Below are 19,349 nucleotides of genomic sequence, written 5' to 3' on the forward strand. Positions count from 1 at the left end.
AAAAACATCAAAATTATTTTTTCGCCTTATTTTTAAAGCGGTTAAATTTACTTGTTTTTTTCTTAGGCCAGCTGTTATTTGTAGTGTCAATATCAGCAGTTTCTAAATCAGGATCTATTACAAAGCTTTTTATTTCTTTATCCGAAGAAAAAACACGGAATGCTTTTTGATCGTTATTCATCCAAATTTGAGCAGGAAAAGTTTCTCTCTTTTTACTGCCATCAGCGTATGTTAATTCGATAATAATTGGCATTGGTAAACCTCCTGGCTTTTCAAATTCAACCTGATACATATACTTTGGTAATGCTTTTAAACGTGCTTTTTTATCGGCAGATAAACTATTAATATAGTTTTCTACTTCCGATGAATTTGCAGCTTTTTTATCGGTTGTTAAAAAAACTAATTTACCTAAACCAGCAAAGTAAGAAGGATATTTTTCTTGTAGTTTTTTCGTTTTTTCGTTTGGTTTATTCGATAAAAACAACGATTTTACTTCTTTTATTGCAATATCAGTATAATCTGTTGAATAAAACCAACCTCTCCAAAACCAGTCTAAATCCATACCAGATGCGTCTTCCATAGTTCTAAAGAAATCAGCAGGAGTAGGGTGTTTAAACATCCATCTTTTAGCGTAGGTTCTAAAAGCATAATCAAATAATTCAGGTCCCATAATGGTATGACGTAACATATATAAACCAGCGGCAGGCTTTGTATAAGCATTTGGACCGAAGTTTTTTACGTAATCACCCTGCGACATAATTGGCGATAATCTGCTTTGATCTAAACTCATATAACGCACAATATCTTTGGGTAAATTACCCGTATTGAAGTTTGGGTCGTAGTCTAATTCTGCTAAGGTTTCAACAAAAGAATTTAAACCTTCGTCCATCCAAGTCCATTGACGTTCATCAGAATTTACAATCATCGGGAAAAAGTTATGCCCAACTTCGTGTGTAATAACACCAATCATTCCGTTTTTAACTCTATCAGAATAGGTTCCGTCGGCATTAGGACGTCCGTAGTTAAAACAAATCATCGGGTATTCCATTCCTTGTTTTTTTGCATGAACAGAAATTGCTTTTGAATACGGATAATCAAAAGTCATTTTAGAATATTCTTCTAAAGTATTGGCCACAACTCTTGTTGAATGTTGCTCCCATAAAGGGTTTCCTTCTTTTGGATACAAAGAAACCGCCATAATATTTTTACCATTTATTTTTACAGCCATGGCATCCCAAATATATTTTCTTGAAGATGCAAAAGCGTAATCACGTACGTTATTTGCCTTAAAGTGCCATGTTTTCGTTTTGGTAGATCTTCCTTTTTCGTTTGCTTCTGCTTCTTTTTGGGTAACAATAAAAACAGGGCTTTTGTACGATTTTCTAGCCTTTGTAAAACGTTTACGTTGTTCTTTGGTTAGTACCTCTTTTTCATTTTGTAATTGACCAGTAGCATCTACAATATGATCGGCAGGAACGGTTAATTTAACGTCGTAATCGCCAAATTCTAATGCCCATTCACTACGTCCCCAAAATTGCATGTTTTGCCAACCTTCAACGTTGTCATAAACAGCTAAACGAGGGAAAAATTGCGCAATAGTATAGTTTTTGTTCCCGTCAGGAAATAATTCAAAACCAGAACGCCCACCGTCATCAACAGAATTATTAATTAGGTAGTTCCATTTTATTTTAAAAGTAAAAACTTCGCCCGATTTTAATGCTTTTGGTAAATTAATACGCATCATTGTACGATTAATGGTGTATGATAAATCATTGCCATTTTCATTTTTTACTTCTTCTATTTTGAATCCAAAATCTTTAGAAATCCCTAAGTTTTTTGCTACAAATTTTTCAGGAGTTTGAAAAATACTCGCTCCTTTAGACTCCGCAAGCGGACTTTTAGAATCTGGAGCACGCATATTTTGATCTAACTGCACCCATAAATAGTCTAATTTATCTTTAGAATTGTTATGGTAGGTAATTGTTTGGTCACCATATAATTTGTTAGCAGCTTCGTCTAAATGTAAGTTCATTACATAGTCAACTTTTTGCTGAGTATATTGATGTCCAGGCGCTCCTGATGCTGTGTGTTGGTCGTTTGGTGTAGCCAACACATTTTTTAATTGACGAAATTTGTTCTGATCAATATGACCTTTTTGAGGCTCTTTATTTGTTGTTTGTGCAAATAGTGATGCAGATACAAAAAGAGCTGAAAATAGTAGTGTAGAATATTTTCTCATTTTCTTTTTTTAATTAAATTTTAAAATATCGTGGTAAGTTACTGAAATTTGAGTAGTAGAAAAATTTGTTTTAAAACTTTAACAAACCTTTTGTAGCCTGTTTAATTTGTATAAAAAAAGCGATACTTTTAAGGGCATCGCTTTTTAATAGTTTGTTTTTATTAATAGGTAAGAGCTTGTTTAAGTTTCATCTGAAAAAAATATTACAGAAAAATAAGAAATTGAATCTGTCAAACTGAATTTATTTCAGTTTCGCATCTTAATTTTCCGTAGTTATTCCCTTTTTTTGCTGATTTTTATCAATTCGAGTGATTTTAATGACTAAAAGGAATTTGAAGTAAAAAAAATCACTAGAACTGACAGTTTATTTTATTTAAACAAGTGCTATTTTATTTTTTACGATTACGCTTAAATTTATCAAATTTAGTCGCTGTTTTTCTAGGCCAACTGTTGTTTGAAGTATCAACATCGGCAGTTTCTAGGTTCGGATCAATCGTAATTTGTTGTAGTTCTTTATCCGAAGAAAATACCTTGGTTACTTGCTTGTCATTATAGGTCCAAATTTGTGCAGGATATGTTTTTTTCTCTTTGCTACCATCTTTGTAGGTAAATTGCACAAGTATCGGCATTACCAAACCACCTGGCTTATTATAGGTAATTTGATAATGATATTTTGAGTGGTTATTAGAAAATCCTAAACCTTTGCTGCTATCTTTTATAAAATTAACTGAGGCATCGCTGTTTTTAGTGGTATAAAATTTCTGAACCGCTTTTATACCAATATCAGTAACATCAGTGGTGTAAAACCAACCTCTCCAAAACCAGTCTAAATCAATTGCCGAAGCATCTTCCATACTTCTAAAAAAATCGGCAGGAGTAGGGTGTTTAAATTTCCATCTTTTCGCATAGGTTTTAAAAGCATGGTCAAATAATTCGTGCCCCATAATGGTTTCTCTCAAAATCCATAAAGCGGTAGCAGGTTTTGCGTAAGCATTGTTTCCAAATTGATATACGTGATCTCCTTTTGACATAATTGGCGCAATTTTAGATTGATCGCCACTCATATATTTTACAATATTCTTCGGATAGCCTCTAGTAACAGGGAAATTTTTGTCGTAAGCCAATTCCGCTAACATTTCCATATATGAATTTAAACCTTCATCCATCCAAGTCCATTGGCGTTCGTCAGAATTTACAATCATCGGAAAAAAATTATGCCCAACTTCATGAATTGTAACTTTAATCATTCGGTATTTTACTCTGTCAGAATACGTTCCGTCAGCATTTGGTCGTCCTGGATTAAAGCAAATCTGCGGATATTCCATTCCCATTTGCCCATCTACAGAAATCGCCTTATGATACGGGTAATCAAAGGTATAATTTGAATATGTTTTTAAAGTTTGCGCCACCGCTCTGGTAGAATGTTCGCCATATAACGGGTTTGCCTCTTTAGAATACAACGAATATGCCATTACATTTTTTCCGTTGATATTGACTGCCATGGCATCCCAAATAAATTTTCTTGAAGTTGCAAAGGCATAATCTCTTACATTTTTAGCTTTAAATTTCCAAGTTTTGGTTTTTTTAGCATCCTGTTTTTCAAGTTCGATAGCTTCCTTTTGAGTTCTAATAACTACAGGATTATCGTAGGTTTTTCTGGCTTTTGCTAATCTTTTTAATTCTTTTTTAGATAAAACCTCTTTTTCATTTTGTAAAACACCCGTTGCGCCTAACATATGATCGGCAGGAACAGTAATATTTACATTAAAATCGCCAAATTCTAAGGCAAATTCACTTCGTCCCCAAAACTGCTCATTTTGCCAACCTTCTACATTATTATACACACACATTCTTGGATAAAATTGTGCAATTACATAATTATTATTCCCATCTTTTTCAAAATGTTCATAGCCAGATCTTCCCCCAAGCGTTCTGTGATTATTAATGGTGTACCACCAATTAATATTAAATTTAAAAGTAGCTCCAGAAGCTAAAGGTTGCGCTAAATTAATACGCATCATGGTTTGGTTAATGCTGTGCGATAATTTAGATCCATCGGTATTGGTAACCGCAGTTATTTTAAATCCGCCATCAAAAAGAGTTTCAGGAAATGCTTTTTTAAACATTTCTTGACTTAGTTTTTTAGGGATTTTATTTGATTTAATATCTGGAGATTTAGAATCTGACGCACGAACATTTTGATCTAATTGCACCCATAAATATGTTAATTCATCTTCAGAATTATTATGATATGTAATCGTTTCTTTTCCCGTTATTTTTTGGTTAGCATCATTTAAAACGATGTCCATTTTATAATCAACCTTTTGTTGGGTGTATTTTTTTCCAGGTGCTCCCGACGCAGTATGTTGGCTATTTGGAGTTGATAAAAGCTCTTTTAATTGTTTGAATTTATTTTGATTTGTATGCCCTTGCTTTGTTATGTTTTCGGATTTTATTTCGAATATTTTTTTAGAAACATGCTGTGAAAAAACAGGGCTAGTCATAAAAAAAATAGAAAAAATGAATAAAATAGTGTACCTCATTGATGTGTTTAGTTTAGTAATTATTGATAAATAGTTGAAAAAAATAATAAGAAGCGAGGAATATAAATAAAGAATGTTAAAATTTTAACAATCCTGTATTGTTTTTTTTATCTAAAAATAAACTTTTACGTTCTTTTTTTACAGAAGCTTTTACTAAATTTTGTTGTTCAGCAAAGTACTTAATTAACATGTTATTTTCTATTTCAATGGTTTTTAGGCTTGCTATATTGTCTATTTCTAAATAAAAATAGACAATATCGCCATCGTATTCTTTACCTATAAAATGATAAGCAACCTGTTTTTGGTTAATTTTAATCTTAAAATTTTTTTCTAAATACTTAACAAAAAGTGAGTCAACATTTTTCAATTCTTTGTTTGACGTTAATTGTAAATCGACATTATACTCTTTATTTATGGCAGTTTCTATGTCGTCCATAAAAACATTCATAATCATTTGTACTGATTTTGTTTCTTCTTGATAGCTAATTTCAGTTAATGAAATATAGTATTTATGAAGGCTAAAAGCGAGTAGTGGAAGGATAAAAAAAAGTAGGCTTATTTTTATGATATTTTTATTCATGTATCTTTTTAAGTTTATTTTTTGATGTTTTTATACTGATAAATGCGCCAAATTACTCTTTTTTACTCTTTGTAATCGTTTAAGTTTAATTTTTTGAATTTTTCGACCTTCTTTTTTAAAAATAAAATCATATTTATTTCACCAGCGTTATAGGTTTCTTCAAATTTTTCATCCGAAGTACAATAATAAATAAATTTATAAATGTCTGCTTTTTTTATCTTGTATTCTTGCACAATAGCCGCCGAATAGCTGCTTTTTATCTTGTTTACTTTTACTTCTAAACTTTCGATGGCTTTTAGTTTTTTAAGCTTTTTTATCCTTCCAGAAGCGGTGTTTATAATGTAGTCTAACGAAATTACATTCGCCAAACCAAAGGTAAAAGGCTTACTTCCTCCCATAGCGGTTTGCAGTGTTCTTTCGGCAGGTGTTAGTTGTTTAGAGCCTGCATAAGGCAGGTTTAATGTTGTCGCATTTATTTGAGCTGTTGTTTTTATATTTTTTATATCTGAGGATAAAAAACCTAGCAAATCATTTTTTTTAAGTGTTATTTCATCTAATTCATAGGCTTGTTTATGTAGTTTAAAATTATTTTTTTGAATCCCAAAATGATTTGTGTTCACTTTAATACGGATTGATTTATAACCAACAAACGATATTTTTAAAGAATCATTTACTTTAGCTAAAATTCTAAACTCCCCCGCTTGATTGCTAAAAGTTCCTTGTTTTGTGGTTAAATTGATGATGTGCGCATTATAAATAGTGGTAATTTTATCGTTCACGCTTCCGTATAAAAAATTTCGAGGTATTTGTTGTTTTTGCGCCTGTATTTTTAAACAAAAAAGTATTAAAAACAAGATATAAACTATTTTTTTCATTCTGTTGAATTTATAATTATTAAATAATTTTCACTTTGTTGTTGAAGTATTTTAAGCATTTCTAAAACCCTGCCTTTTTTGTATAATTCTTCAATACCTAAATAATTGCAATAATTTAAAAAGTGATGGTATTTTTCTTTGGGGATTTTCAACTCGATAAAAAAGAATTTTTCACCAAATTCTGATAGCAATATTTTAGGAAAGTTCTCTTTAAATTGAATTTCTTTTCGAAGCCTTCTTTTTTCGGCGGCATATTGGTCAATTCCTGCTCCAGATTTGATAGAAACACCTTCAAACCTTGCTGTAGGATCAACTTGTTTTCTCATGTCAGGCGCTTTGATACGCGCTGTTGCATCAACTTTTGAAATAACAATTTGGTTAAAATCAATCATTGAAAAATCTACTGCTTTTTTTGATTTTATCGCTCCAAAATTTGTAGGAACTTCTTTTAAATCGCTAAATAAACGCCCTTTTAATTGATGCTTTTTTAAGGTAACTTCGTCTAGTTCAAAAGTTTCTTTACTTAAAATAAAGCTGTTTTTTTGAATTCCAAAATGATTTGCGCTCACTTTAATACGGATTGATTTATAACCAACAAACGATATTTTTAAAGAATCATTTACGCTTGCTAAAATTCTAAACTCACCAGATTGGTTGGTAAAAGTTCCTTGTTTTGTCGTTAAATTGATGATGTGCGCATTATATAGGTTTCCAATAGTATCTTTAAGGTTACCGTATAAAAATTTTGGAGGGATTTTTTGCTGTTCTTGAGAAAAAGTGATTTTAATAACACTAAAAAGGAATAAAATTAATAGGTATTTTTTTTTCATATATTTTTTTTGAACACTGGTTATTTTTATTTTTAAAAATCATCAAAAGCACTTCATATTACAAATAAATCACCTAATTGTCTTAAAAATGTTGTAATGCTATGGTAAATTTTTGTTAATTTGACCTATGAAAAACATGATAATAGCAAGCACATCGACTGTTCACGCAAGTGGATATTTAGAATATATAACCACAACACTGATTAATTTATTTAAAGATACCGACACTATTTTATTTATTCCTTACGCCCGACCTGGTGGAATTACCTATGACCAATATACCGATATTGCCAAAAAATATTTTGCAAAGCTTGATAAAAAAGTAAAAGGAATCCATGAATTTGAAAATCAGAAGGAAGCTTTAAAAGCAGCAAAAGGAATTTTTACAGGAGGCGGAAACACCTTTGAATTGGTAAATCAATTATATAAAAACGATATAATTGACACTTTAAAAAATGTTGTAGAAAACGGAACAGCTTATTTAGGAACCAGCGCAGGAAGTAATATTTGTGGCGTAACGATGATGAATACCAACGATATGCCTATTGTATATCCGCCGAGTTTTAACACCTTAAATTTGATTCCTTTTAATATTAACGCGCATTATTTAGATCCTATAAAAAACTCAACTCATATGGGCGAGACTCGTGAAACTCGTATCAAAGAATACCATGTTTTTAATGAAACACCCGTTTTAGGATTGCGTGAAGGAAGTTGGTTAGCGGTAACAGGAGATGAAATTGTTTTAAAAGGAACTTTATCGGCACGTTTGTTTCAAAAAGATAAAGAACCAATAGAATTAAATACAAACACAAAGATTCATAGAATGAATTTATTTTAATAAATCACTTTTTATTCATTTTAGATGTGTACTTTAAATATGAAAGATAAAGAAATAGTAATTAACCAATGGGTAGATCTTTATTCAGAACCATTACTTAAAAGAGCTATATTTTTACTAGAAAATAGAGATGATGCGAAAGATTTAGTACAAGAAGTTTTTGTTTCTGCAGTACAAGCGTATCATCATTTTAAAGAAGAAAGTACTCCACTTACTTGGTTACAAACTATTCTTAAAAATAAAGTTGCCGATTTTTATCGAAAAAAATATCGTAATACTAAAAGCATTAATATAGTAAATTTTTTTGATTCGAAAACAGGTTCTTGGACAGATAATTCAATTTTTAATGATTGGGATCAAAATTTAAATGAACAAGAAAATCAAAATTCACTACATAGTACATTAGATAAATGTATTGAAGATTTACCCGCTCAATGGTTACTTGTTGTAAAACTTTATTATTTAAAAGAAAAAAAGAACAATGAGGTTTGCAGTGAATTGAATATTTCCCTAAATAACTTGTGGAAAATACTTCAACGAAGTCGTATGCAATTAAGGAAATGTATAGAATTAAATTGGTTTGAAAAATTATGAAAACAACGATTAATAAGTTAATTCATTTTATTATTAAGCCATGTGAAAAAATTCCAATTTTAATAGAAAAACAAAATACAGGAAATCTTTCATTTATCAATGAAAAATGGCTTAGTTTTCATTTATACGTATGTATATCATGTGCTTCTTATAAACGTAAATTTGAAAAAATAGATTCTCTTCTATCAAAAAAAATGATAGAAGAGAATAAAAAAATAAAAATAAATAAATCTGATATACAGGAGCTTAAGGGTTTAATTAAAAATAAAATAAATATTTAATTTTATTTTTTGTCAGTATTTATAAAATTTTTCGACTATATATATAAAGGTCACCAAAGTATCTTTTTTGTAAAAATTAATAAATATGAAAAAAATAAATTTTTTAATGTTTTTGTTTGCATTTACTGTAATTACACAGTGTTTAAATGCTCAAGTATCAGAAAAAATAATGATAAAAAATAAGGAAATTTATCTCGCAGGAGGTTGTTTTTGGGGAATAGAGCATTTTTTACAACAAATCGGAGGTGTTATAAATACCGAGGTTGGGTATGCTAATGGAAAAATTATAAATCCGACTTATAAAATTATATCTACTACGGAAACAGGTTTTGTTGAAACAGTGAAAGTAGAATATAATCCAGCTCAAATTACATTAAAAAAACTTTTAAAATTATTGATCCAACAAAACTTAATCAACAAGGAAATGATATAGGTACACAGTATCGAACAGGTATATATTATACTGAAAAAATAGATGAAGCTATTGTAAAGTTAACTTTAAACGAACTTACTAAATTATATGATAACCCTATTGTGGTAGAATCTAATATATTACAAAATTATTATCGAGCAGAACAGTATCATCAAAAGTATTTAGATAAAAATCCTTCAGGATATTGTCATATTCCTAAATTCTTTTTTCAAATGACGAAAGAGGCTAATCGAATATCAGATTCAAACAATCAGATTTATAAAAAACAAAGTGATACAGCGCTTAAAAATAAATTAAGTAATTTACAATACGAAGTAACACAAAAAAATGCTACAGAAGTGCCCTTTAAAAATGAATATTGGAATGAATTTAGAGAGGGGATTTATGTAGATATTACAACAGGTGAACCATTATTTATATCTACGGATAAATTTGAGTCTGGTTGTGGATGGCCAAGTTTTTCAAAACCTTTAAGTAAATCATCAGTTTATGAGAAAACAGATAAAACATTAGGTATGCTTCGTACTGAAATACGTAGTAAAACAGGAAATTCTCACTTAGGACATGTATTTAATGATGGCCCTGCTGATAAAGGAGGTTTAAGATATTGTATTAATAGTGCCTCTTTACGTTTTATTTCTAAAGAAGAAATGAAAAGAGGGAAGTATAAAAAATTTCTTTATCTGTTAGACAAATAAATAGAGACTTGTTTTTGTGTAGGTTACTCATCATCTGTTAATAAAAATAAAGAGTGAGTTATCTAAATGAAAAATAATTATAATTATTAAGTATTTATGATTAAAAAATAGTTGCAAAATTGTTATTAAATAAAATTTACCAGCTGTTTTATTCTATAAAAATTGTAAAATTAAACTCTTATAATTTTGATATTAAGGGATTTTTATAATTTCACTATATGTATCTACTTGAATATGAGTGTTTTAATTTTTATTATAATTTATAATGATTATTAATAGTTTATTAATGATGAAAGTGTAAATTGCCAGTATGTAATTTAACCTTAATATGATATACTAGTCATTTGTAATTAATGGTCTTTTTACTAGAAATAAGAGATGGCATATCCCCCGAGTGCAATCGAACTGCGTGATAAATTACTTTTGTAATATGTCATTATAGCTGTTTAAAATCCTATATTTATATTTCATAATTAAGAGATATGAAAATAAGGAGTGACTTCTTTGGTGTGATACTGTTCAAAAAACAATCGGTTAATCTGATTTGTTTCCTTATTTTAAATAAATTATAATTAACACATAAATATATTTTAAAAATGAAGAAATATAGAGGGTTTACAGTACTTGCATTATGTTTAACTATGCTAGTATCTTGTAATGAAGAAGAGACTTTTGATGGTAAAAATTTAAAAGCATCTAAAAGTCAATTTTTAAATGAAGATATTCCAGATGGAATTAGTAATTTAGTGATTAAAGATATTACCAAATACAATAGAGGTTTAATATCTGAGGTTGAAACAAACTGTGTAGAGGAAGAAGTAAGTTTTGATAAAACAGATTCAGATTTTTTTCTAATTAATCCAAATGGAAGCTTGTTATGGCCAGGTAACTTAGTCGGAGCAAGGTCTATTCAAGATGGATCTCCAACATCTGTTCCATTTTATGGTAGAGATAGAAATTCAATTGAGATAGGTTTAGATGTTATTTCAGGTACATCTGCATCTACATCTACAATTATTCCGAACCCAACACCCGGTTCTGTGAGAAATGAGTTGAATAGAATTTTAGGAAACTACTATGATTCAGGAGCTCGTTTTCCAGCAGCATTTGAAGTATCTATAGAAAGAGTTCATAACTCAAGTGATTTACAATTTGCTTTAAAAGCTGGTTACTCAGGTTCAGGAGTTGATGTTGCTGGTCAATTAGGAATTAATTTTAGTGATAAAAAAACACGTTATGTAGTTTCATTAAAACAACGTTTTTTTACTGCAACAGTAACGCCTAAGGCTGAATTAATAGGTGATAGAGGATGGTTTAATAATAGTGTAACTCCTGAAAATCTTACTAATTATGTAACTGATTATAAGGAAAATATTTCAAATGTTAATATGAATCCAGCTTCTTATATCGAATCTATAACATATGGTAGATTATTTTCTTTGATTTATGAATCTTCAGAGAGTGCTAAAGATGTCTCGGCTGCATTAAATTTTGCATATAAAGGCGCTATAGGTTCTGTTAAAGCTGATGTTTCTACAAAATATAATCAAACATTACAGAATACTACAGTAAAAGTAAAGCAAATTGGTGGAGATGCACAGCCAGGAATAACTGCAGGTTTAAGTGCGGTATCGGGTGATTTGAAAGCTATAAATACTTTCTTAAAAGAAGGAGCAAATGTATCTAGAACAAATCCAGGATATCCTATTTCGTATAAAGTAAATTACGTATCTAATAACTCTCCTTTTAAGGTTGTAAGCAATGTTAAGTATGTGCAAAGAGATTGTGAACTTGTAAGTAGAAAAAAAGTACGATTTAACCCATTAACTGTTTCTACTAATTATTGGGGGTACGATCATGGTACTTCTGGTTTAGAATTATTTGGAAAATTAAGTGTACAAAAATTTAATAAAGCTACAAATAGTTGGTATAGTATAGGATCTTCTATTAATTGGGGGTTTAGTAATGAGCACGTAGTAAGGGATTTTTACAAATTTGATACCACAAAAAATATTTGGAATCGCAGTAAATTTATTGATTTTGATGTAGATCAAGTAAATGGTGAGCGATTTAGACTAGTATCTGTTGCTGGTGAAGCTGATGATCGTTATGTAGTTCAAGAAGATGGAGGTACTGCTGCTATTATATATGAGTATAATGCAGAAAAAAAAGAATGGATAGGTTATGATAGCCGTAATAAATTAATTTCTGTACCAAAAAATAACAATGGTAATTCATTTGAATTTTTAAATGCTATTGATGGGTACTACGGTGGAGAATATGATAAAATATCTTTGAAATATAGTATCTATTTTTTGAATTAACAATATAATAATAATAGTTTTAAAAAAAAGGAGGTCAATTTGACCTCCTTTTTATTTATATAATTTGTTTTTTATTTTATGAATTTCTATGGCAAGCTAACAAGGTGTTTTTTAATAACATTGCAATAGTCATAGGACCAACACCACCAGGAACAGGCGTTATAAATGCTGATTTTTTTGAAACTTCATCAAAAGCAACATCACCAACCAAACGGAAACCACTCTTTTTAGACGAATCGGCAACACGGGTAATTCCTACATCAATTACCGTTACATTTTCCTTTACCATATCAGCCTTTAAAAATTCAGGAATTCCTAAAGCAGCAATAATAATATCAGCCTGTAAGGTAATTTCTTTTAAATTTTTAGTTCTACTATGTGTTAAAGTAACAGTAGCGTTTCCAACGTTTCTTTTTTGAGATAATAAAATACTCATTGGGCTACCAACAATATGACTACGCCCAATAACTACCACGTTTTTACCAGAAGTTTCTACCTTATAGCGGTCTAATAATTCTAAAATTCCAAAAGGAGTTGCTGAAATAAAAGTAGGTAAATTTAATGCCATTTTACCAACATTCGTTGGATGAAAACCATCCACATCTTTGTCTGGGTTTATTGCCATCAATACTTTTTGTTCATTAATGTGATCGGGTAGTGGTAATTGCACTATAAAACCATCAATATCATTATCAATGTTTAAAATAGCAATTTCATTTAATAATTCTTCTTCTGTGATATCTTCCGATAATCGAATTAAAGAAGATTCAAAACCGACACGATCACAGGCTTTTACTTTTGCATTAACGTAGGTTAAACTTGCGCCATCGTTACCAACTATAATAGCAGCTAAATGAGGGGTTTTTTTATCCTGATTTTTTAAATCTAATACATCAATAGCAATTTCTTCTTTAATATCTGCTGATGTTTTCTTACCGTCTAGTAAAATCATTTTGTAGAGTGTTGTTGTTAATAATTATATCTAAATAAAAAGAGAAGCCACGGCTTCTCTTTTTAATATATTGTATTTTAATTATTTCATGTTTTGCATCATTTGCATCATCTTTTTTCCGCCACCACCTTGCATCATTTTCATCATTTTGCTCATTTGGTTAAACTGCTTCATCAATTGGTTTATTTCTTGAATTGACGTTCCAGAACCTTTTGCAATTCGTTTTTTACGACTCGCATCTATAGAAGAAGGTGTACTTCTTTCTAGCGGAGTCATTGATTGAATAATTGCTTCAATCCCTGTAAAAGCGCCTTCATCAATATCGACATCTTTTAAGGCTTTACCCGCCCCAGGAATCATTCCAACTAAATCTTTCATGCTACCCATCTTTTTGATTTGTTGAATTTGACTTAAAAAGTCATCAAAACCAAATTGATCTTTTGCAATTTTTTTCTGAAGTTTTCTAGCTTCATCTTCATCGTATTGCTCTTGGGCACGTTCTACTAATGAGATAACATCTCCCATTCCTAAAATACGATCTGCCATACGATCGGGGTGAAAAATATCAATGGCATCCATCTTTTCACCAGTACCAATAAACTTAATCGGTTTATTTACGACTGATTTAATAGATAATGCAGCTCCACCACGAGTATCACCGTCTAATTTTGTTAGTACAACACCATCAAAATTTAAAATATCGTTAAAGGCTTTTGCGGTGTTTACAGCATCTTGCCCTGTCATTGAATCTACCACAAATAACGTTTCCTGCGGATTAACAGCTTTATGAATGTTTGAAATTTCATCCATCATTTCTGTATCAACAGCCAAACGACCAGCGGTATCAATAATTACTACATTTTTACCCGTTGCTTTTGCATGCTTAATAGCATTTTGAGAAATTTCAATCGGGTTTTTATTGTCAACCTCGGCATAAACTTCTACACCAATTTGTTCACCAACAACTTGTAACTGATTAATAGCGGCAGGACGATACACATCACAACCTACTAATAATACTTCTTTCGACTTTTTAGTTTTTAAGAAGTTTGCTAATTTACCTGAAAAAGTAGTTTTACCAGATCCTTGTAAACCAGACATTAGGATAACGCTCATTGAACCTCCTAAATTAATACCAACAGTGTCACCACCCATTAAATCGGTCAATTCATCTTTAACTAATTTAACCATTAATTGCCCTGGGTTTAACGTAGTTAATACGTCTTGTCCTATGGCTTTTTGCTGTACTCTTTTAGTAAATTCTTTGGCGATTTTAAAGTTAACATCGGCATCTAATAAAGCTCTACGAACTTCTTTTAGTGTTTCAGCAACGTTAACTTCTGTAATCTTTCCGTGTCCTTTAAGCGTATGTAACGCTTTATCTAACTTTTCACTTAAATTATTAAACATGTATCGGCTTCATTTTTAGAGCTACAAATATAATAATTTAGTTGTTAGGACTATGGTTTTTTAAGAGCAGTTTGTTCGATTTTGTTCAATTTGTTGCTTTTTATTTAAATTAAAATAACTTTTATAAGCAATGTAGTTTGAATTTTTAATAAAAGCAGCAAATTCCTAGCCCCGATTGTAGCAATTGTTTGAGCTCCTTTTTTGATTTTTTTTCAAAAAAGAGCGAGTGCGGAAAGCGGGAAATAGCTTCAAATAATTTTTTTTAAAAAGAAAATTGAACTTTAGAGTAGTAAAAAGCACCGCTACTCCCCATTTGAGTAGCATCCCAAACGCCGCCGCTATCGGTATATTTATCTTGAATTGTTGGATAGGTATTAAAAATATTGCTAGCCCCAGTGTGTACAATTATATTTTTAAAAAGATGGTATTGAAATTGTAGGTCAACCGTATATTTTGGATGGTAAATGTCGTTATTCATTTTCCAGTCAATTAATGTAACGCCGCTAAACCTAGTAATATTTGTGTTGATATTGATTTTTTCTTTTTGATAATTAAAATTTAAGATAAATTTATTTTTAGGGGCAGAGGCTAGTAAAAAATGACGCTCTCGAACACCAAAAAAAGTTTCTTTATCGAGGTTTTTATGGGCTACTTTATCTATTTTCATAGAATTTATATTTCCAAATAAGTCTATTGATAATTTAGAATTGTTAAATTTTTTAAACCAATTTATTTTAATATCTAAACCGCGGGTAGTACTGTGTACGCCGTTGGCAAAAAATTGAATATTTTGGGCAGGTAAATTTAAGGTCGTAGCATTGAAATTACCGCTTAATATAATTCGGTCTTTTATTGATATTAAATAAGTATCAACATTAACAATAAAATTATATTTAGGATTATAAGCAATTCCGAAGCTCGTATTTTTAGTTTTTTCCTCTTTTAATTTATCGACTCCAAATGTGCGGGAAATAGGGTTGTTATTGGCAATAAGTACCGATTCGCTAGGAGTATTTCCGATGTAATTTGTAAATGAAAAATTGTAATAAACCTGTGCCAACGAAGGCGCTCTAAAGCCTGTGCTAAAAGAAGTTCTTAAGTTAAGTGTGGGCAAAAGTTTAATTCTGCTAGCTAATTTATAATTAATGGCATTGCCAAAATCGGTATAATGTTCATATCTGAAAGCGGTGGCAAGCATCCATTTTTTGGTGAAATCTACTTCAGAATCTAGGTAGAAACTTAAATTGTTACGGCTTTTTTGCAGCTCATTTTTAGGCGAATACCCAGGAAATCCTTGCGATGCCCCAGGTCTTATTTTCGTATTTAAAGTAACTAATTTTTCCTTTAATGTTAAAGGAGTAACTAAATTACCCTGGGTGTCGTAGGAACTATAAGAGGCTTGTTCGCCTGAAAAAATTTGATATTTTTCTAGTCGATGCTCTGTTCCAAAGGCAATATTAATTCCTTTAAAAAATGTAGGAACGTTTTTAGAAAAATCAATACTTGTGGTATTTTGACTCAATAAATGACCGCCTGCATTAAAGGTTGTAGGCGATTTTTCTAACAAGGTAGCATTTAAGGTGTTTTTAATAAAATAGTGAAAGTTGTTTATTCCAAAGGTGTTATTAACATCAATATTCCAATTATTGTGGGTTAATTTTAAACCTGTAGAAAAAGATTTATCTGAAATTTTGGCTGTTATTAAAGGGTCAAAACCTTTCGGGTAAAGCGCTGTTACATTTCGTTCGCTATTCGTTTTTCGTGAAAACGCATAGGCAGCAGTGTTTTTAAAATGATATCCGCCGTTTGCATAGAACACTAAATTTTTAGCAATAGGGATTTCTGAGTTAAAAAAGCTACTCGTTTTTTTTATAGCGGCATCGCCATATTTTCTCCTAATATCGGTTCCTAATCTGCTGGTTTGGTCTTTTGATAAAAAATCTGACGAAATATTTAAAAACCCTTTATTAAATAATTTAGTGCCGTAATTAATAGCAATTTTATAGGTAAAACCATCAATATGACCATCAATATTATTTGTAGCATTCGTGTTTTTACTAGCGTTATTAAAACCAAGTGTTGTCTGTACGTTTAGTGAATTAGAATCGTTTTTTAAGAGGATATTTATAACCCCCGCAATAGCGTCAGAACCGTATTGTGCCGATGCGCCATCTTTTAAAATTTCAATTTTTTTAATCGCCGATACAGGAATGGCGTTTAAATCGGTACCTGAATTTCCTCTTCCACGAGTTCCGTGCAAATTAATAAGCGATGCTTGATGCCTTCTTTTTCCGTTAATAAGTACCAAAGTTTGGTCGGGCCCTAAACCTCTGTACGTGGCAGGAGTACTGTGGTCAGCGCCATCGGCACCAGATTGTTTGTTGGCATTAAAAGAAGGAATGTTTTTTTGTAAAAAGTCATTGATTTCTAGCAAACTGCTTTTTGAGGCTATTTTATTTAAATCGATAATATCAGTAGCAATAGCAGCATCTTTTGTTGCTCTAAAATTATTTCTAGAACCAGTAACTAACACTTCGTCAAGCTGTAAATTAGCTTTTAACGTGGTGGTGGTGGTTTTTTTATCCGAAGTAAAAATATGTTGCGGTTTTGTAGCATATAATACATAATAATTATTGCCTAGTGCATCAATATTTAACGGTGTGATTTTTTTTAAAAGATGTAATGATTCTTTTAAAGATAGCGTTTTAAAAGGCACTTTTTTAAAAGTAATATTGCTTAAAATCTGTGGATTGTAAGTAAAGTGTACGGAGTGTTTGTCGCTTAAATAAGTTAGTAATTGAGCAAGCGAAAGGCTATCTTTTTTATTAATGTTATTTTGACCACAAAGCGAAAGCGTCGTAAAAAAACATAAAAACCAAAAGAGGATTATGTTTATTGATATACGTTTTTTTAAAGAGACAAATTGTTTGATAAAATGAAAAATTACTTTTTAGAAACAACTAATTTAGTGTTTTCTTTTCTAATGTGAACATTAGCAGCCTTTTCAATCGCTTTTAAACAAATAGATAAGTTTCTTGTTGGTATGCTTCCTGAAATTAACGTGTTTTTAATCGCAGTATTTTTAAAGAGAATTTTATAACCGTAAGTATCAGCAACCTTTTTAAATACCTCGGATAGTGTTGCGTTGTTAAATGTGAAGTATCCATTTTTCCAGGAAGTATTTTCAGAAGCATTTACTTGTGTACGTGTTTCTAAAAATTGCTGTTTTTGGGCAGAATAAGAAATAAAATCACCGGGAAGCATTTTTTTAGCAGTGCCATTTTTTAAGTCGAGCCATATATTTCCTTCTTCTAAAAACACCTGTGTCTTTTTTTTATTAGAATTTACATTAAACTTCGTACCATAAACTTCAATTTTTAAGGCATTTGTACAAACCCAAAATTTGGCATTGCTAGTTTCTTTTTTAGCAATATTAAAATACGCTTCTCCTTGTAGTTTAATTTTTCGTGGAGCATCTTTTGAATAAGAAATAGATGAATTGGCATTTAGAGTAACCAAACTACCATCTTGAAGTTTAACCTGTAAAACTTCGCCAAAACCACTATTATATGTTGTAGTAGGGTTGTTAAAACTATAAAAACCGATGCCTACAAAAAGTGCAATACTAACGGTAATACCAAGCCATAACAATTTACTAACAGCAGTGTTTTTATTGGTTTGTTGTTTTTCTAAAATTTTAGCTTCAAAAGTATTCCAAGCAAGGTTTACTTGTTTGGTATCAATAGGATTTTCTTTAAATTGAATCCCTATAATAATTGCTTTAGCTTCTTGGGCGAGTTCTTTTTTATCGGCATTATTTTTTAGCCAATATTCCCAAAAAGAAACATCGCTTAGGTTTGAATTTAAAGCCCAATTTTTAAACGAAGTATCTTTTAAAAAATCGGTAATGTTATGGTATGTTTTGTGTGTCATTTTGCAATAGTGCCAAACAGAAATATACTATTAGAAGTAATTTACTAAAAATATATACTCTTTTTAAGATTGCAAATTTAAGCATTAAATAATTGTAAAATTAAAACGTCTTCGCGCAATCGTTTTATCGCTTTATGAATATGATTAAGTACACTTTGGTAGTTAATATCCATAATTTCGGCTATTTCAGGTGTTTTTAGGTTGCAATTATATTTTAAATACAATACTTCTCGTTGTTTTTTAGAAAGTTTATTTAACGAAGCTGTTAAATTTTTGTTTCTAAAAACGGTTGCTTCTTGATGCGTAAGAAATTCTTCAGGGGTAAAATGAATATCAACAATAAGTTGGTTTATATCTCGAACAAGTTTATTTTTTTGATTTTTTTGAAGAACTTTAATTAAAAACCTTCGGTAAGAAACAAATAGATAAGGCGCAATTTTGGTTAAATCGCTTAAGTTTTCACGATGTTCATATACATACATAAAAAAATCTTGAAGAGAATCTTCGGTAATTATTTTATTTCCTGAAATTTTTAGACCGTATTTAAATAAAGGCTCGTAATGGTTTTTAAAAAGCGCTTCAAAAGCAATTAAATCACCTTCTTTTAATGATTTCCATAAAATTTCGTCAGACAATTTTTTCATAAAGAAGGGTTGATATTTAGGTTAATACGTTTTAAATGTAGTGAAAAATATTTTAATCAATTTTTATTTCGTTTTAAAAAAGTCAATTCAACTTTAAATAAACGGTTAAAATTGAAAGCAAACAAGTATATTTGCAAACGCAAATTTTCAATAAAAACAATACATAATAATA

The 19,349-nt window shown here is 30.3% G+C and carries 14 protein-coding genes and 1 pseudogene; 5 read left to right on the plus strand and 10 right to left on the minus strand.

All coding sequences use genetic code 11. From position 1 onward, the window contains the following. Window positions 1-13: 13 nt before the first annotated feature. The 5 genes from AQ1689_RS12550 to AQ1689_RS12570 form a co-directional block, all read right to left on the minus strand. Window positions 14-2,239: a M1 family metallopeptidase gene (locus AQ1689_RS12550; protein ID WP_101956302.1), complete on the minus strand. Its 2,226-nt coding sequence runs from the start codon at window positions 2,237-2,239 to the stop codon at window positions 14-16. Between the two features lie 389 nt (window positions 2,240-2,628). Continuing rightward, entirely contained in the window at window positions 2,629-4,743 is a 2,115-nt protein-coding gene (locus AQ1689_RS12555; RefSeq protein ID WP_239761285.1) for a M1 family metallopeptidase, read from the minus strand. Window positions 4,744-4,858: 115 nt separating this feature from the next. Next, entirely contained in the window at window positions 4,859-5,362 is a 504-nt protein-coding gene (locus AQ1689_RS12560) for a DUF6702 family protein (RefSeq protein ID WP_101956304.1), read from the minus strand. 62 nt (window positions 5,363-5,424) lie between these two features. Beyond that, window positions 5,425-6,237 carry a carboxypeptidase-like regulatory domain-containing protein gene (locus tag AQ1689_RS12565; protein WP_101956305.1) on the minus strand — a complete coding sequence of 271 codons (813 nt, stop codon included), beginning with the start codon at window positions 6,235-6,237 and terminating at the stop codon, window positions 5,425-5,427. Next, window positions 6,234-7,067: a carboxypeptidase-like regulatory domain-containing protein gene (locus AQ1689_RS12570; protein ID WP_101956306.1), complete on the minus strand. Its 834-nt coding sequence runs from the start codon at window positions 7,065-7,067 to the stop codon at window positions 6,234-6,236. Before AQ1689_RS12570 ends, AQ1689_RS12565 begins: the two co-directional genes overlap by 4 nt. A 127-nt stretch (window positions 7,068-7,194) precedes the next feature. Between AQ1689_RS12570 and pepE the strand changes: the two genes are divergently transcribed. From pepE to AQ1689_RS12595, 5 genes and pseudogenes are all read left to right on the plus strand, one after another. After that, complete coding sequence (gene pepE / locus AQ1689_RS12575; protein ID WP_101956307.1) at window positions 7,195-7,908, plus strand: dipeptidase PepE; 714 nt, start codon at window positions 7,195-7,197, stop codon at window positions 7,906-7,908. A gap of 24 nt (window positions 7,909-7,932) precedes the next feature. Beyond that, on the plus strand, window positions 7,933-8,502 hold the full coding sequence (locus AQ1689_RS12580) for an RNA polymerase sigma factor (RefSeq protein WP_232122533.1): 570 nt from the start codon (window positions 7,933-7,935) through the stop codon (window positions 8,500-8,502). Next, window positions 8,499-8,783: a hypothetical protein gene (locus AQ1689_RS12585; RefSeq protein ID WP_101907715.1), complete on the plus strand. Its 285-nt coding sequence runs from the start codon at window positions 8,499-8,501 to the stop codon at window positions 8,781-8,783. Before AQ1689_RS12580 ends, AQ1689_RS12585 begins: the two co-directional genes overlap by 4 nt. A gap of 85 nt (window positions 8,784-8,868) precedes the next feature. Then, window positions 8,869-9,914: pseudogene (msrB, locus tag AQ1689_RS12590) on the plus strand (peptide-methionine (R)-S-oxide reductase MsrB). A gap of 596 nt (window positions 9,915-10,510) precedes the next feature. Beyond that, entirely contained in the window at window positions 10,511-12,238 is a 1,728-nt protein-coding gene (locus tag AQ1689_RS12595) for a thiol-activated cytolysin family protein (protein ID WP_101956308.1), read from the plus strand. A 76-nt stretch (window positions 12,239-12,314) separates the two neighbouring features. Here AQ1689_RS12595 and folD read toward each other — a convergent pair whose 3' ends face one another. From folD to AQ1689_RS12620, 5 genes are all read right to left on the minus strand, one after another. Continuing rightward, window positions 12,315-13,190 carry a bifunctional methylenetetrahydrofolate dehydrogenase/methenyltetrahydrofolate cyclohydrolase FolD gene (gene folD, locus AQ1689_RS12600; RefSeq protein WP_101916086.1) on the minus strand — a complete coding sequence of 292 codons (876 nt, stop codon included), beginning with the start codon at window positions 13,188-13,190 and terminating at the stop codon, window positions 12,315-12,317. An 81-nt stretch (window positions 13,191-13,271) separates the two neighbouring features. Next, window positions 13,272-14,600, minus strand: a complete 1,329-nt coding sequence (ffh, locus tag AQ1689_RS12605; RefSeq protein WP_101916085.1) for a signal recognition particle protein — start codon at window positions 14,598-14,600, stop codon at window positions 13,272-13,274. A 262-nt stretch (window positions 14,601-14,862) separates the two neighbouring features. Then, on the minus strand, window positions 14,863-17,316 hold the full coding sequence (locus tag AQ1689_RS12610) for a TonB-dependent receptor plug domain-containing protein (RefSeq protein WP_232122534.1): 2,454 nt from the start codon (window positions 17,314-17,316) through the stop codon (window positions 14,863-14,865). A gap of 227 nt (window positions 17,317-17,543) precedes the next feature. Beyond that, entirely contained in the window at window positions 17,544-18,533 is a 990-nt protein-coding gene (locus tag AQ1689_RS12615; RefSeq protein ID WP_101956310.1) for a FecR family protein, read from the minus strand. 77 nt (window positions 18,534-18,610) lie between these two features. Then, on the minus strand, window positions 18,611-19,177 hold the full coding sequence (locus AQ1689_RS12620; protein ID WP_058885158.1) for an RNA polymerase sigma factor: 567 nt from the start codon (window positions 19,175-19,177) through the stop codon (window positions 18,611-18,613). Window positions 19,178-19,349: the final 172 nt, after the last annotated feature.

Source organism: Tenacibaculum finnmarkense, assembly GCF_900239185.1.
In the GTDB taxonomy this organism is placed as follows: Bacteria; Bacteroidota; Bacteroidia; order Flavobacteriales; family Flavobacteriaceae; genus Polaribacter; species Polaribacter finnmarkensis.

Excerpts from the sequence above, each read along its gene's own strand:
- AQ1689_RS12570 (WP_101956306.1), bottom strand. The coding sequence starts at position 7,067 with ATGAAAAAAAAATACCTATTAATTTTATTCCTTTTTAGTGTTATTAAA.
- AQ1689_RS12550 (WP_101956302.1), bottom strand. The coding sequence starts at position 2,239 with ATGAGAAAATATTCTACACTACTATTTTCAGCTCTTTTTGTATCTGCA.
- AQ1689_RS12615 (WP_101956310.1), bottom strand. The coding sequence starts at position 18,533 with ATGACACACAAAACATACCATAACATTACCGATTTTTTAAAAGATACT.
- AQ1689_RS12555 (WP_239761285.1), bottom strand. The coding sequence starts at position 4,743 with ATGACTAGCCCTGTTTTTTCACAGCATGTTTCTAAAAAAATATTCGAA.
- AQ1689_RS12580 (WP_232122533.1), top strand. The coding sequence starts at position 7,933 with ATGTGTACTTTAAATATGAAAGATAAAGAAATAGTAATTAACCAATGG.
- AQ1689_RS12620 (WP_058885158.1), bottom strand. The coding sequence starts at position 19,177 with ATGAAAAAATTGTCTGACGAAATTTTATGGAAATCATTAAAAGAAGGT.
- ffh (WP_101916085.1), bottom strand. The coding sequence starts at position 14,600 with ATGTTTAATAATTTAAGTGAAAAGTTAGATAAAGCGTTACATACGCTT.
- AQ1689_RS12565 (WP_101956305.1), bottom strand. The coding sequence starts at position 6,237 with ATGAAAAAAATAGTTTATATCTTGTTTTTAATACTTTTTTGTTTAAAA.
- AQ1689_RS12585 (WP_101907715.1), top strand. The coding sequence starts at position 8,499 with ATGAAAACAACGATTAATAAGTTAATTCATTTTATTATTAAGCCATGT.
- AQ1689_RS12595 (WP_101956308.1), top strand. The coding sequence starts at position 10,511 with ATGAAGAAATATAGAGGGTTTACAGTACTTGCATTATGTTTAACTATG.
- AQ1689_RS12560 (WP_101956304.1), bottom strand. The coding sequence starts at position 5,362 with ATGAATAAAAATATCATAAAAATAAGCCTACTTTTTTTTATCCTTCCA.
- folD (WP_101916086.1), bottom strand. The coding sequence starts at position 13,190 with ATGATTTTACTAGACGGTAAGAAAACATCAGCAGATATTAAAGAAGAA.
- pepE (WP_101956307.1), top strand. The coding sequence starts at position 7,195 with ATGAAAAACATGATAATAGCAAGCACATCGACTGTTCACGCAAGTGGA.